Origin of the sequence: Paraburkholderia kururiensis, from assembly GCF_034424375.1 — a bacterium.
Classification (GTDB): Bacteria; Pseudomonadota; Gammaproteobacteria; order Burkholderiales; family Burkholderiaceae; genus Paraburkholderia; species Paraburkholderia kururiensis_A.
Genome location: NZ_CP139965.1, coordinates 500,696 through 513,201, shown reverse-complemented (window position 1 = coordinate 513,201; position 12,506 = coordinate 500,696). Strand labels below are relative to the sequence as shown.

At 67.0% G+C, this 12,506-nt stretch carries 12 protein-coding genes; 3 read left to right on the top strand and 9 right to left on the bottom strand.

Annotated features, from left to right (window positions below; translation table 11 throughout):
* Positions 1 to 29 precede the first annotated feature (29 nt).
* Both fba and rpe read left to right on the top strand, forming a co-directional pair.
* Positions 30 to 1,067 (top strand): class II fructose-bisphosphate aldolase, encoded by a 1,038-nt coding sequence (fba, locus tag U0042_RS02360; RefSeq protein WP_114810051.1) that lies wholly within the window; start codon positions 30 to 32, stop codon positions 1,065 to 1,067.
* 24 nt (positions 1,068 to 1,091) lie between these two features.
* Positions 1,092 to 1,826 carry a ribulose-phosphate 3-epimerase gene (rpe, locus tag U0042_RS02355; protein ID WP_114809689.1) on the top strand — a complete coding sequence of 245 codons (735 nt, stop codon included), beginning with the start codon at positions 1,092 to 1,094 and terminating at the stop codon, positions 1,824 to 1,826.
* 38 nt (positions 1,827 to 1,864) lie between these two features.
* Here rpe and U0042_RS02350 read toward each other — a convergent pair whose 3' ends face one another.
* From U0042_RS02350 to U0042_RS02340, 3 genes are read right to left on the bottom strand one after another with little or no spacing between them, the layout of a single operon-like run.
* Positions 1,865 to 3,247, bottom strand: a complete 1,383-nt coding sequence (locus U0042_RS02350; protein ID WP_114809688.1) for a DUF6513 domain-containing protein — start codon at positions 3,245 to 3,247, stop codon at positions 1,865 to 1,867.
* On the bottom strand, positions 3,226 to 3,825 hold the full coding sequence (locus tag U0042_RS02345; protein ID WP_114809687.1) for a flavoprotein: 600 nt from the start codon (positions 3,823 to 3,825) through the stop codon (positions 3,226 to 3,228). Before U0042_RS02345 ends, U0042_RS02350 begins: the two co-directional genes overlap by 22 nt.
* Positions 3,822 to 5,897, bottom strand: coding sequence for a sigma-54-dependent Fis family transcriptional regulator (locus U0042_RS02340; protein WP_114809686.1), 2,076 nt, complete (start codon positions 5,895 to 5,897; stop codon positions 3,822 to 3,824). The genes U0042_RS02345 and U0042_RS02340 overlap by 4 nt, the downstream gene beginning before the upstream one ends.
* A 366-nt stretch (positions 5,898 to 6,263) precedes the next feature.
* On the opposite strand from U0042_RS02340, the gene U0042_RS02335 reads away from it, so the two are divergent.
* Positions 6,264 to 6,800, top strand: a complete 537-nt coding sequence (locus U0042_RS02335; protein WP_114809685.1) for a dihydroneopterin aldolase — start codon at positions 6,264 to 6,266, stop codon at positions 6,798 to 6,800.
* Positions 6,801 to 6,918: 118 nt separating this feature from the next.
* On the opposite strand, the gene U0042_RS02330 is transcribed toward U0042_RS02335, so the two are convergent.
* The 6 genes from U0042_RS02330 to U0042_RS02305 all read right to left on the bottom strand — a co-directional run bounded on the left by U0042_RS02330 (position 6,919) and on the right by U0042_RS02305 (position 12,472).
* Positions 6,919 to 7,380, bottom strand: a complete 462-nt coding sequence (locus U0042_RS02330) for a hypothetical protein (RefSeq protein ID WP_114809684.1) — start codon at positions 7,378 to 7,380, stop codon at positions 6,919 to 6,921.
* Between the two features lie 153 nt (positions 7,381 to 7,533).
* On the bottom strand, positions 7,534 to 8,043 hold the full coding sequence (gene fae, locus U0042_RS02325; RefSeq protein ID WP_017774778.1) for a formaldehyde-activating enzyme: 510 nt from the start codon (positions 8,041 to 8,043) through the stop codon (positions 7,534 to 7,536).
* Between the two features lie 144 nt (positions 8,044 to 8,187).
* Positions 8,188 to 9,108, bottom strand: coding sequence for a triphosphoribosyl-dephospho-CoA synthase (locus tag U0042_RS02320; RefSeq protein WP_114809683.1), 921 nt, complete (start codon positions 9,106 to 9,108; stop codon positions 8,188 to 8,190).
* 79 nt (positions 9,109 to 9,187) lie between these two features.
* Positions 9,188 to 10,237 (bottom strand): ATP-grasp domain-containing protein, encoded by a 1,050-nt coding sequence (locus U0042_RS02315; RefSeq protein ID WP_114810050.1) that lies wholly within the window; start codon positions 10,235 to 10,237, stop codon positions 9,188 to 9,190.
* 20 nt (positions 10,238 to 10,257) lie between these two features.
* The gene (gene mch / locus U0042_RS02310) at positions 10,258 to 11,268 is read right to left on the bottom strand and encodes a methenyltetrahydromethanopterin cyclohydrolase (RefSeq protein WP_114809682.1); all 1,011 of its coding nucleotides are present in this window, start codon (positions 11,266 to 11,268) and stop codon (positions 10,258 to 10,260) included.
* Positions 11,243 to 12,472 carry an ATP-grasp domain-containing protein gene (locus U0042_RS02305; protein WP_114810049.1) on the bottom strand — a complete coding sequence of 410 codons (1,230 nt, stop codon included), beginning with the start codon at positions 12,470 to 12,472 and terminating at the stop codon, positions 11,243 to 11,245. The genes mch and U0042_RS02305 overlap by 26 nt, the downstream gene beginning before the upstream one ends.
* Positions 12,473 to 12,506 lie beyond the last annotated feature (34 nt).

Genomic DNA, 12,506 nt, shown 5'->3' with positions numbered 1-12,506 from the left:
TTTTCCTGAACCTCGACGAGGAGTGAATGATGGCTCTTATCGCATTGCGCCAGCTACTGGACCACGCAGCCGAGCACGGCTACGGCGTGCCCGCATTCAACATCAACAACATGGAGCAGATTCACGCGATCATGACCGCCGCGCAGTCCACGGCGAGCCCGGTCATCCTCCAGGCGTCGTCGGGCGCGCGCAAGTATGCGGGCGAGCCGTATCTGCGGCATCTCGTGCATGCCGCCATCGAAGCGCATCCCGACATTCCCGTCGTGCTGCATCAGGATCACGGCGCGAGCCCGGCCGTGTGCCAGCAGGCCATTCGTTCGGGCTTCACGTCGGTGATGATGGACGGGTCGCTGCTGGCCGACCAGAAAACGCCGGCCACTTACGACTACAACGTGGACGTGAGCCGCCGCGTGGTGGAAGCCGCGCACGCGGTGGGCGTTTCGGTGGAGGGCGAACTGGGGTGCCTCGGTTCGCTCGAAACCGGCGAAGCCGGCGACGAGGACGGCGTGGGCGCCCTGGGCAAGCTCTCGCGCGAACATCTGTTGACCGATCCCGAAGAGGCGCGACAGTTCGTGCAGGCCACGGGCGTGGACGCACTCGCCATCGCCATCGGCACTTCGCACGGCGCCTACAAGTTCACGCGCGAACCCACGGGCGACATTCTCGCCATGGACCGCATCGCTGAAATTCACGAACGCATTCCGAACACGCATCTGGTGATGCACGGTTCGTCGTCGGTGCCGCAGGAGTGGCTCGCCGTGATTCGCGAATACGGCGGCGAAATTCCCACCACGTACGGCGTGCCCGTGGAAGAGATTCAGCGCGGCATTGCGCACGGCGTGCGCAAGGTCAACATCGACACCGACATTCGCCTCGCCATGAGCGGCGCGATGCGCAAGTCGATGGCGAGCGCGCGGTCCGAGTTCGATCCGCGCGTGGCGCTGAAGGCGGCCACGGCTGCGGCTGCGGCGGTATGCGTGGAGCGCTTCGAGGCGTTCGGCTGCGCGGGGCAGGCGGCGCGCATCAAGCCGCTGCCGCTCGATGCGATGGCGCGCCGTTATCACTGAGACGACAACCGAAAGAGGCCGCACATGCGCGAATTCCTGATTGCCCCTTCGCTGCTCTCGGCGGACTTTGCGCGTCTGGCCGACGAGATTCGCGACGTCACGGCGGCCGGCGCCGACTGGATTCATCTGGACGTGATGGACCACCACTACGTGCCCAATCTCACCGTCGGTCCGCTCGTGTGCGCGGCCATTCGTCCGCATACGCGCGTGCCCATCGACGTGCATCTCATGACGTCGCCCGTGGACCCGCTCGTCACGGCATTTGCCGAGGCGGGCGCGAACACCATCAGCTTTCATCCGGAGGCTTCGCATCATGTGCACCGGACCATCGAGCTTATCAAGGCGAGCGGGGCGCGCGCGGGGTTGGCGCTCAACCCGGCGACGCCGCTTGCGGTACTCGACCACGTGCTGGAGCGGCTCGACGTGGTGCTCGTCATGTCGGTCAATCCGGGCTTCGGCGGCCAGGCGTTCATCCCGCAAACGCTCGACAAGCTGCGCAGCCTGCGCGAGAAAGTGGCGGTAACGGTGGAGCGTACGGGCCGGCCCATCGCGATCGAAGTGGATGGCGGCGTGAAGGCGTCGAACATCGCGCAGATTGCGGCGGCGGGCGCGGATGTGTTCGTGGCGGGTTCCGCCGTGTTCGGCGTGGACGACTACGCGAAAGCGATGGGCGAACTGCGCGCCGCGCTGGCCGGTGTCCAGGAAGGCGAACGGGTGGGCGGGATAGCGAACGCGGTGCTGGAACCGGCCGTGCGGTGATGCACGTGTACTTGCACCCGCACATGCACCTGCGCGGCTTACGTCTTCTTTCTGGTGCTCCCCGGCGCCTGCCACACACATAGATCGTCTTCGGGCTTGTCTACTGCGCAGCCCCAGTCGAGCGGCTGGTCCTGGTCGAAGCGCTTGCCCAACTGCCAGGCAATCTGCGCGCGCGCCAGCTGCACGCCCATGTAGAACGCGTGACCGCCATCCGTTTCGAGGCCCAGTTGCGGATACAGATCGAACGGGTCCACGGCACGCCGTTGGCCGTCGCGGTTGTAGACGTGGATACCTTGCGTGCTGACCTGCACGCGGAAGTTTGGGTCGCGCACGCCTTGTGCGATCTCGTCGATTTCCGCGGGGCTATAGGGAAAAGGGCGCTTTTCGTGCACCGTGGCGAGTCGCGCGTCGATTCCCTTCGGCAAGACCTGCGCCGTGCGGGCCGCGTGCATCACGCGCCGCGCCACGTCGGCTTCGCGCACGGCGCGGCGCGCGTGCAGGCTCACCGATGTAGTCAGCACGGCGGCAATGCGCAACTCTGCCGCCATGCCGAGCAGCACCGCGTTGATGCCGCTCGTGTCGGCCTCGGTGAGTTCCGTCACGTTGCCGATGCCCATCATGATCGCCACGTCGGGATGCCGCTCGCGCAGCCGCACATAGCGCGCAATCGACGTGGCGAGGCCGAACGGAATGGGGTCGAGTATCGGATCGGCCAGAAACGCGCGGCCACGCGCGGTCATCGCTTCGACGGCGGCGTCGAGCGAGGCTTCGTCTGCGGGCTCGCGTGCCACGAGTATCGGCGTGGAGGGCACTTCGTCTGCCACCCAGAGCGTGTCGACGTTCAGGCTCATCAGGTAGTCCGCGCCGGCGCGGCCGCCGCGCACGAGTTCTTCGGTGCGCATGGAGTCCACGCTCACGCGATAACCCTGCGACTTGAGCAGCCGCACCGCGTCTTCCAGATGCGGAAACGGCGTTTCGGGCAGGCAGCCGATGTCGATGACGTCCGCGCCCTGCGCCGCGTAGTCCTTCGCGCGCGCGGCGATGCCGGTGAGATCGAGGCGCGGCGCATCCACGATCTCCGCGAAGATCTCGGTCTCGTAGCGCGTGAGGTCGAAGGGCTGCGCCTTGCGGCCGAAGAACTGCGGCAGGTCTTTCACTTCTTCGGGGCCGCGTTCCACGGGCACGCCGTAGTGCTGCGTCAACGCATCGAGGTCGCCGCGGCAGCGGCCCGGCACGATCACGCGTTGCGCGGCGATGGGCGCGGGTACGCGGCGGCGAATCAGGTCCGCGGTCATGAGCGCCGCCACTTGCAGCCCGATCTCGCGCACTTCCCAACTGAACGGTGTGGGCGTCATGCTTTCCAGCACGTTGATGAGGCTCTTTTCGGCGAGCCGCCCGGTCAGGAAGACGATGTGTTCCATGCGAGGTCGAGCGTGGCGAGGCGGGCGTCGAGCGCTGTCTTCAATTCGTCGAGCGAGCGCGCCACGGTGGTGTACTCGAAGCGCGAGAGGCGCTCAACGTTCTCGAGTTCGATGGCGCGCGGCCGCAATTCGACCCATTCCGTCGGGCTTTGCGTGATCACCGTGGGTTCGGTATCGCATGCAAAGACGATGCCTGGAATGCACTGCTTGCCCGCCTGCGCAAACATGTTGGTGGGCAGCGTGTCCGAGATGCCGAAGGCGCACTTGGCCACCGTGTTGCTCGTGGCGGGCGCGATGACCACCGTGTGGTATTCGCCGTGATAGAGCATGCCCACGGGCACGCCGCTCGCGCTGTTGTCGCGCAGCACGCGGTGAAAGTGCTCGCGCAGCTTGGGCACGGTCCAGCCGTAGAGCGGCAGCACTTCTTCGCCCGCGGCGGAAAGAAAGATGTCCACGCCCGGCAACTGCTGCGCGAGCGCGATGGACTCCTGAAGCATGTGGCCCGAGCCGGTCACGCACCATGCGAAGCGCGAGTCCGGCTCGAACGTGCTGAGGTCGCGCGTGGACGGGCGACTCATGCGCTGCCGGGGGGCATCGAGCCGTCGTGCGACAGCGGAATGTGCAGCCTGCGCATCTTGCGATACAGCGTGTTGCGGCTGATGCCGAGCGAGCGCGCCACGTTGCTCACGTTCCAGCGGTGCTTCTCGAGCAGCGAGAGCACGGTTTCGCGTTCGTTCAACTGAATGGCGTTGAGCGCGGAGAGGTCGAGCACCTCGTCGGGTTCCGCATCGAACTCGGGTTCGGCGGGCCGCTTGAGCACGGCGGGCTCCGCACTGGGCGCGCGCTGCGTGACCTCGGCGGGCAGGTCGGCGAGCCGGATGCACTTGCCGTCGCACAGCGCGATGGCCATTTGCAGCACGTGCCGCAACTGACGGATGTTGCCGGGCCAGCTGTACGAGAGCAGCGCCTGTTCGGCTTCGGGCGAGAGCTCAGGCGGAGTGTCGGTTTCGCCTGCGAGCAGATGGTGGATCAGCGGCAGTTTGTCGAGCCGTTCGCCCAGCGACGGCAGCGTCAGCTCCACACCCTTCAGGCGATAGTAGAGGTCCGCGCGGAACTGGCCTTCCTGCACGAGTTCGAGCAGATTGCGGTGGCTCGCGCTGATGAGCTGGAAGTCCACTTTCACGGTGGTTTCGGCGCCCAGCGGCGTCACTTCCTGCTCTTCGATCACGCGCAGCAGGCGCGCCTGCAACGCGAGCGGCATGTCGCCGATTTCGTCGAGAAACAGCGTGCCGCTGTTGGCCTGCAGAATCTTGCCGCGTCGGCCCTCGCGCTGCGCGCCCGTGAAAGCACCCGCGCGATAGCCGAACAACTCGCTTTCGATCAGCGTTTCGGGCAGCGACGCGCAATTCACGGGCACGAACGGCCCCGCCGCATGCGGGCTCACGCTGTGCAGCGCATGGGCGAACACTTCCTTGCCGCTGCCGGTCTGGCCGCGCAACACGATGGGAATCTTCCGCTGAATCACGCGCACGCCCAGTTGCACCTGCGAGGCCATGCGCGGGTCTCCGAATTCGAGGTGCGCGACTTTTTCGAGATGCGGTTCCGGTGCCGTGCGGTTCTGGGCGGCGCTGCCGCCGACGTTACTGCTGCTTGCGGGGCTCGCGCTCGTTGCGGACCGCGCGTTGGGATCGGTCATGAGCACGCGCGTGGCGCGCGCGGCGTTGCTCTGCGGGCTTTGCGCCACGAGGAAGAAGCGGTTGGTCGCGTTCGCGCTGTACACCGTGACCGGATGGAACGAGCCGCGAATGCTGCGCGCAATCATGTCTTCCAGCGAAGCGTTGAACGCTTCTTCGATGCGCTTGCCGCGCAGTTCTTCGAGCGAGCGGAAGCCCAGCTGGAAGAGCGCGCTGCGGTTGGCGGCGAGCACGGTACTGTCGTCGGCCACGGCGAGCTTGCCCACGTGCAGCGTGCCCACGAATTCGGGCCGGCTGTGGAAGTGGATCATGTTCGCGTGGCGATAACGCGCATCGAGCAGGCGGTTTTCGATCATCTGCCGCGACATGCCCACGAGCACGAGCGAATGCTGCTGCAGCAGCCGCGAGCGGCTCGTTACGTCCAGCACGCCGGCCACTTCGCCCTTGTCGTCGAAGATGGGCGCGGCCGAACACGTGAGCCCGGTGTAGCGCGGATAAAAATGCTCGTACTGGCACACGGCGATGCAGTCGCGTTCCGCGAGGCACGTGCCCATGCCGTTGGTGCCCGCTTCGCGCTCGCTCCAGAGCGCGCCCACGCGAAAGCCGTCTGGCGCGACGGACTCCGCGAACGGCACGGAAGACACCTGATGAAGAATGGCCCCTTGCGCGTCCACCAGCACGACGGCGAGTTCGGGGTCGGCGAGCTGCTGGTAGAGCGTGGTCATTTCGAGCTTCGAGCACGCGATGAGATCGCGCAGCGCTTCGCGGCGCGAGCGCAATTCGTAGTCGGTGAGCACCGGCGGCGTGACGAAGCGGGACGGGTCGAGGTGGTACTCGTTCATGCAACGCGCCCACGATTGCGCCACGGACTCGCTCATGGGCCGTGTAGACAACTGATGGTTGACGACGTTGAGAACTTCACGGGCGTGCATACTGCTGTCGGCAAGCAACGGCATGGGACTTGTCTCCGTGGCGTACGCACGCCTGTCGGCTGGTGGAGCCGGCGCGCGCCGCCTTATCGATAATGTTCGTCCACTTGTTGCACTGCGGTTTCTTGTGCCCGCATGCGCAGCCTGCGGTCATCGTCGTGAAGCGTGATCGATCTGTACATGGCCGCTTAAAAACTCTACGCCGTCTGGCGTTCCCGTTCAATAAGCAGTCGCACGGGGGAAGGCACAGTGTGCCCGATTTTTGCTCTTTGCTGTTCGGCCCATCGTCGGGTATGCAAAACGAAAGTCGCTGTGCCAACTTTGGTACAGAGTGCTTCGCTTTCCCGGGAACTGTCCCTTTTCAACGAGCCGCGCGCGGCGGAGCAGCACACCATGAACCGTATCGAGAGCCTTCGCCTCGTGAGCCTTGCCGACGTCACCACGGACGCCGGTTTTTCCGCCGGCCACGTGCGCCCGCGATCGCAGACGGCAGAGGCCATGCCCGAGCAGATGGACATCGTGTTCGTCGAAAACTTCGTGGCCCAAACCATTATCGGCATAGACCACGAAGAGAAGGATGCCGCCCAGCCGGTACGCATCAATCTTGCCATCGGCCTGCCGCGCATTCGCGCGTGCACGACGGACCGCATAGAGGACACCGTGAATTACGCAGCCGTGCGCGAGGCGCTGCTGGCGCTGCTCGCTACGCATCGGCTGACGCTGCTCGAAGCCTTGGCCGAGGCCGTGGCGCAATTGCTGATCGGCGAGTTCGGTGCGGCGTGGGTGCGTGTGTCGATTGCCAAGCCGGCGAAGTTCGACGACGTGACGGCCGTGGGCGTGCAGATCGAGCGGCGCCGCAGCGGGACGGATGCGCCGCGCATGAGTCTGGAGGGTTTCGCGTCGCTCGGCGCGGGACTCGTGCCGAACTGAGGTGGGCGAGCGCCGCCACCCAGGCGGTGCCCGTTCAGTGCGTTGCGGTGGTCCGTGCGCTGCGTTGCAGCAGCGGCTGCCTTATTTCGCGGCTTCTATTGCGCCGCTTTTATTTGGCTTATTTGGCAGTAGGAGCCGACGCCGATGCCGTGGTCTGCGAACCCAGCCCGCAGGCGTGGTAGGCATTGGCCTGTAGCGTGCGGAATTTCTTCGTCTGGCGCTTCGCTTCATCCACGCGAAACTCGGCGCCGCCTTCGCCGCCCAGCGTGGCGTACTTCGCGAACGTGGACTGGTCGATGAAGTCGTTATAGGGCAGTGCGGCTGCCATCTTGTCGATTACGCACGAGCACTTGTAGACGTTCACGAAGTCGTGCCCGTTTTCGTCCATGCAGCTGAGCACGTATTCCACGCGGCCTTCGGTCGGATAGTCATAGCCGCCTGCCGGCGCCTTGGCTTGCGCTTGCGCCGCCTGCTGCGCGGCTGCGGCATGCGGGGCCGCGCCGTCCTGCTGGGCCCATGCAAGCGGTGCGAAGAGCGTCACGCACGCGCCGGCCAGCAACATACGGGATCGTCTCGTCATCTGTTCCCCCTCAATGGCTGACGTGCCGGTCCGGCCACGTACAGCCGCACCGGCAACGCAACATGCCGGGCGCCGCCTGGATTGCGTCCAGACGGTGCCCGGCTTCTCTCAGGTTGTCGAATTCCACGACGTGTAGCGCGTGCCCGCTCTGCTTCAACCCGCTGCGAACGGGTGCGCCACGCTGGCCTTCTTCGACACCACCTCCGCCGCTGTGGGCTGGCCGGCCACGGCGCGCTGGATCGCCTCGCGGGTGGCCTTGTAGTTGAACTCCTGGATCTTCTTGTCGTCGTCGGCGAGCCAGTGAATGAACACGCCCACGCAGATGAACAGATCGTCCGCTTCGTCCTGCGGAATCGTGCCGTCTTCCACGCTGTCGGCCACGGCGAGCGCAACCGCATGTTGTGCCGGGCCGAACATCTGCACGGCCTGCTTGGCGCCCTTGATCGTCACCTTGTTGAACATCACCGTAGGCGGCTTGGTCACGAGGTTCGGCGCAACGACGGCGAGCAGCGACGTGAAGCCGTCCTTGTTGTTGGTCAGCGCGTTGCAGAACGCCGTTTCTGCGGCTGAACCTCGCGGTCCGATGAGCAGGTCGATGTGTGCGACTTCGTTACCGTCGCCGACGAGCGACTCGCCTATCAGGACGCGATTGATCTTGGCCATGCTGTTCCTCCATGAGTGAATGGATCTGCTGACTGCGTGGTTGCCGTCTGCATCGTTGGTTCGAGGTCCCCGAGCGTGCAGGAGCGTGGTGAAGAACGGTGGCTTTAGCTATCACTTTCCGTGCCAGTTCGCGTGCTGCGACGCTCATGTTTCATCGCCGCGCGCAGGCGGTGCGCACACCCAGCCCTGCGGCGCGAGACGGCCTGCCACGAAGAGCGTTGCGACAGTGAGGTCGGCGCTCGTGCCGGGATTGATGCCGCGCGATTTCAGTTCGGTATCCCATGCATGGAGGTCGCGCAATGCGTCGTGGCCCGCTGTTTCGCGGGCCGCCGCGCGCCAGCGGGCGTGCTGCGCGCGTGCCGCAAGCGTGACACTCTGCGCCAGCGCCATGCCGTGTTTGCGCACAATGTGCGAATCGGGATGGCGCGCGAGGAACGCGAGGAACACGTTGAGCGTGACCAGACGCGGCGCCTCGGCCGGCATGTCGTCTACGGCGGCGAGGCCCGTTTCGAAGATGTCTGCGAAGCCGTTCGCGTATTGGCGCGCAATGCTGTCGCGATGCGCGGCGAGCTGCATGGCGGCGCGTAAATCGACGGTGGGCGCGGTGTGGACCGATTGCTCCGGCGCCTCGCCCAGGCCGCCTGGATTCGCGAGCGCGATGGCGCGATAGGCGTCGCGCGCATCGTCCACCGTGAGCCGCGCGAGCACGCGTTCTGTTGCAGCGCGCCAGTGCTGCGCGGCGCGTGCGTCGCCAACGCGCTCGTCGAGTTCGTCCAGCGCGGCAGCCAGCGGCGCCACGAGCAGCACGATGCCCAGATTCGTGTTGCAGCCTGCCACTTCGCGCGTGCGCGCGACGGCCTCCAGAATCCGCTTGCCGACGGGCGCGCCGTGCGCGAACAGCGGACCCACGGCGGCTTGCGCGCTGGCCACAAACTGCGCGGCCGTCATGCCGTGCCCCTCGCTGGCCACGCTGACGTTGCCGGGCTTCGGCGTTTCGACGTCGAGCCGGCACGCAGCGAGAAACGCCGCGCGCGCGAGGTCGAATGGCGTGGGCGGCGTGGTCATGGCGTGTTCGATGGCGCGTTATGGGACACGTTATGGGACACGTGGGGTGGCACGGCGACACGTGTCGCCGCAAGCACGCTCATGCGGCCGGCGACGCCGCCAGCGGGGGCGCGTCGCCCTGCTCGTTCGCACGCGCGAGCGCGGCGCGAGTCACGGCCAGCTTGCGGTCGAGCAGGTCGTCGACGAGGGCGCCCGCGAGGTCGACCGTGGTGACGGATTGCAGCCCGCGCCACGCCGCCACGCCGTTCACTTCGAGCACGAGCGGGCGGTTCGCGTCGTCGGGATTCGGTATGAGGTCGACGCCCGCGTAGTCGAGGCCCAGCGCATCGGCTGCGCGTATGGCGGTCTGCGCCAAAGCCGGGTCGAGCGATTCGGGCTCGCAGCGCCCGCCCTGCGCGAAGTTGTGGATCCAGCCGCGTCCGCCCACGCGCCGCATCGCGGCCACGGCCCGTCCGCCGATCACCATCACGCGCCAGTCGTAGCCCGGTCGCGTGCCTTCCACATAGCGCTGCAGATACGCGACGTGCCGATAAGGCGCAAGCGAGGGCAGGGGCGCGAGCGCGGCCACCTGCGCGCCGGACGTGCGCTTCGCGCCCAGCCGCTTGAGCCCGCGTCCCTGCGAACCGAACAACGGCTTGAGCACCACCTGACGTCCCGCGGCGGCCTCGCGCATTAGCACGCGCTGCGCAAATGCCGTGGATTCGCCGGCCCACGTTGCGGGCGTGGCGATGCCGCTGCGATGCAGCAGGAAGCTCGTCATCGATTTATCGACGCTGCGTTCGATGGCGCGCGCGTCGTTGTACACGGGCACGCCGCTTTCGCGCAGCGCATGCAGAATGCCGAGCCGCAGCGTGACCTGCTCGAAGCTGCCGCCCGCAATGCCGCGCACGAACACGGCATCGGGCAGCGTGTGGCCGTAGCCGGGCAGCGCGAGGCCGTGCGGCGCCCACGTGGTGTCGATGCGGCACGCCGCGAGGTCGATGCAACGCGCCTCCACGCCGCGCGCGCGGAACGCGTTCTTGAGGCGGCCCGTGTGCCAGCCGGTCTCGTCGGTCATGATCGCGACGCGCACGCCTTGATGCGTGACTCGCTGCGTGCCGGCTGGGTTTGTCGTATCGGAATCGCTCATGCTGTCTTGCTTTGCCTGCGTCATTGTTCGCGCCATTGCTCGGTGAGCACGGCGGCATCCACGCGTCCGCCGCGATACGTGGCGCCGCTTTCGAGGCTGCTCACCCACGCCTCGGCGGGCGCGAAGAGCGCGGGGTCGATCTGGTAGAAGTCGTAGCTGAAGGACTTGAAGACTTCCGCGAAGGGGCGCCCGTAGTCGCGCGAGCACGACGACGGCAATTCGGCGGCAAGGCGCTTCGCCACCGCGTCGTGCTTCACGGTGAGATGCACGCGGCCGCCGTAGAGAATGGCGTCGTTGGTGCGGCCCATGGCTTCGATGCCGTCCGGCGCGGGCGGCGGCAGCGGCGCAGAGCCGCTCGCTTCCACCACTTCGTCGAGCGGCACGCCGAGCACGTGCACCTTGTGCATCGCCACTTCCACCACGCGTGCAATCACCTGCACCGTTCCTGCCGCCGACGACGTGGGCGTGACGATGAGCGTGAGCCGGTCGGACGCGAGGCCGCAGTCGCGCAGCACCTTGTCGACGATCACCTTCGGCGGCAGACGGTCCACTTCGAGCACGAGCACGCCGCGGTCGTGCCGGTCGCGGTAGCCGAGCTCGCCGAAGAGCGGCTCCTTCACCGCGAGCGCGCGGGCCGGGCCCGAGCCGAGCGAGAAAAATTTCTTGCCGCCCGTTTCTTCCTTCGACGCCGCAAGGCTCCACCCCGCGTACTGGCTGCCCAGACACGCGAGCACCGGCGACGACGTGTGTACGTCGATCATCGTGGGCCATAGCGGTTCGCTGCCGAAGTCGCCGTGTACCGCTACACGGCCGAGGCCGCCCATGCAGATGCGCGCCACCAGCACGCCCGCTTCCACGCTGCCGCGCGTGTCTACGCCGGCGTCCACGATCACGGTGCCGTCGTCGGTGTGCGAGACGGCCACGCTGTAGTACGCGGCGTCGTCCACGAGTTGCGCGACGAGCGCTTCGCTGCGGGCATTGACGCTCAATGCGGCGCCGGCCGTTTCAGGAGTGGCAGTGGATGAAGGCATAGTCGGGCTCGTGGCAGGTTTCGATACGTTCGAGAACGGCTTCGCGCTGAAGCGCCAGCGCGCGATGCACCTCGGCAAGCGTGGGCGCGCGCACGACCAGCGTGCACACAGGCTGGCCGGCTTCAACGAGCGTGTCCGGCATGGGCACGTCGCGGCACGCGGGGTCGTGCAGACACGCGTCGCTGAACGCCTGGGACACGACGAAGCGGCGCGGCGAAAACAGCACCTGCTGCCCGGCACGCCAGGCGGCATGGGTAGGTGCGGGATCGGGCAGCCTTCCACGCCGGCATGCATCGATATGACAGGCAAGCAGCCCGCGCGGCCACGCGTGCGGCCACACGGTCTCGTAGAGCGTCATGGTGGACGAGGGGCGCGCGTTGATTTCGAGTAGCTGGATGGCGTCGCCGTCCAGCAGGAAGTCGCAGCTGTTGATGCCGGTGAGGCCCGCGTGGGCGCATAGCGCGCTGACGGCCTCGTGCACCTGGGCGACCACGCGCGGCGGCAGCTCGATGGGACCGACGGCGCCCGCATGCACGAACGGCAGGTTGCCCAGCGCGCAGGTGAGCTGCTCCGCGAAGCCGAGAATGGACACCTCGCCGCGCGCCCCGATGAAAAGCGCGGAGACCGAACGCCCTGCGCTGTGCCGCTGGAAATAGCCTCGCTTTTCGCTGCTGAGGCTTGAAAGCGCACCGCGGCCAAGCGAATCCGCGCCTTCGATGTGCGTGCCGCCGCAACCGTGCGCGCGCTTGAAGAGCCACCCGTGCAACACCTCGGGCACCGTGAACGAGACGGCGGGATGCGCAATGTGCAGCGCGTCGAGCAGCGCGAAGAAGCGTTCGGGCTCGCGCACCGCGGCCGTTGCCTCTGGGCTGTTGCCGATCAGGCGCGGCAAGCCGCGCGCATCCAGAAGCTCGCGAGCGAGCGGTTCGATGCCGCTCGTGCCGATCCAGCCCAGCAGGTTGGGCAGACGCGTGACGCGTTGCAGCGCATCCACGAGCCGCGCGCCGTCGATGCAAAGTCCATGACTCGCGGGGCCGCTCACGTCGAACCAGATGGCGGATGCCTCGCGCGTGTCGCGGTCGCCGAAGATATCGAGCGCGGCCACGCGCAGGCCGGCGCGTGCCGCCGACTGCGCGAGCATGCGCGCCGACAGCCCGGCCACCGCCACGAAGGGCGCTTGCGAGGACGAGGGGCGCGCGATCATATGGGCCATATCAGGCGTCGGTGAGTGCCAGGCG

Bases quoted from the DNA above. Each gene is read 5' to 3' on its own strand.
- U0042_RS02330 (WP_114809684.1), bottom strand. From the start codon at position 7,380: ATGACGAGACGATCCCGTATGTTGCTGGCCGGCGCGTGCGTGACGCTC.
- U0042_RS02315 (WP_114810050.1), bottom strand. From the start codon at position 10,237: ATGAGCGATTCCGATACGACAAACCCAGCCGGCACGCAGCGAGTCACG.
- fae (WP_017774778.1), bottom strand. From the start codon at position 8,043: ATGGCCAAGATCAATCGCGTCCTGATAGGCGAGTCGCTCGTCGGCGAC.
- U0042_RS02305 (WP_114810049.1), bottom strand. From the start codon at position 12,472: ATGATCGCGCGCCCCTCGTCCTCGCAAGCGCCCTTCGTGGCGGTGGCC.
- U0042_RS02335 (WP_114809685.1), top strand. From the start codon at position 6,264: ATGAACCGTATCGAGAGCCTTCGCCTCGTGAGCCTTGCCGACGTCACC.
- U0042_RS02340 (WP_114809686.1), bottom strand. From the start codon at position 5,897: ATGCCGTTGCTTGCCGACAGCAGTATGCACGCCCGTGAAGTTCTCAAC.
- mch (WP_114809682.1), bottom strand. From the start codon at position 11,268: ATGCCTTCATCCACTGCCACTCCTGAAACGGCCGGCGCCGCATTGAGC.
- rpe (WP_114809689.1), top strand. From the start codon at position 1,092: ATGCGCGAATTCCTGATTGCCCCTTCGCTGCTCTCGGCGGACTTTGCG.
- U0042_RS02320 (WP_114809683.1), bottom strand. From the start codon at position 9,108: ATGACCACGCCGCCCACGCCATTCGACCTCGCGCGCGCGGCGTTTCTC.
- U0042_RS02345 (WP_114809687.1), bottom strand. From the start codon at position 3,825: ATGAGTCGCCCGTCCACGCGCGACCTCAGCACGTTCGAGCCGGACTCG.
- U0042_RS02350 (WP_114809688.1), bottom strand. From the start codon at position 3,247: ATGGAACACATCGTCTTCCTGACCGGGCGGCTCGCCGAAAAGAGCCTC.
- fba (WP_114810051.1), top strand. From the start codon at position 30: ATGGCTCTTATCGCATTGCGCCAGCTACTGGACCACGCAGCCGAGCAC.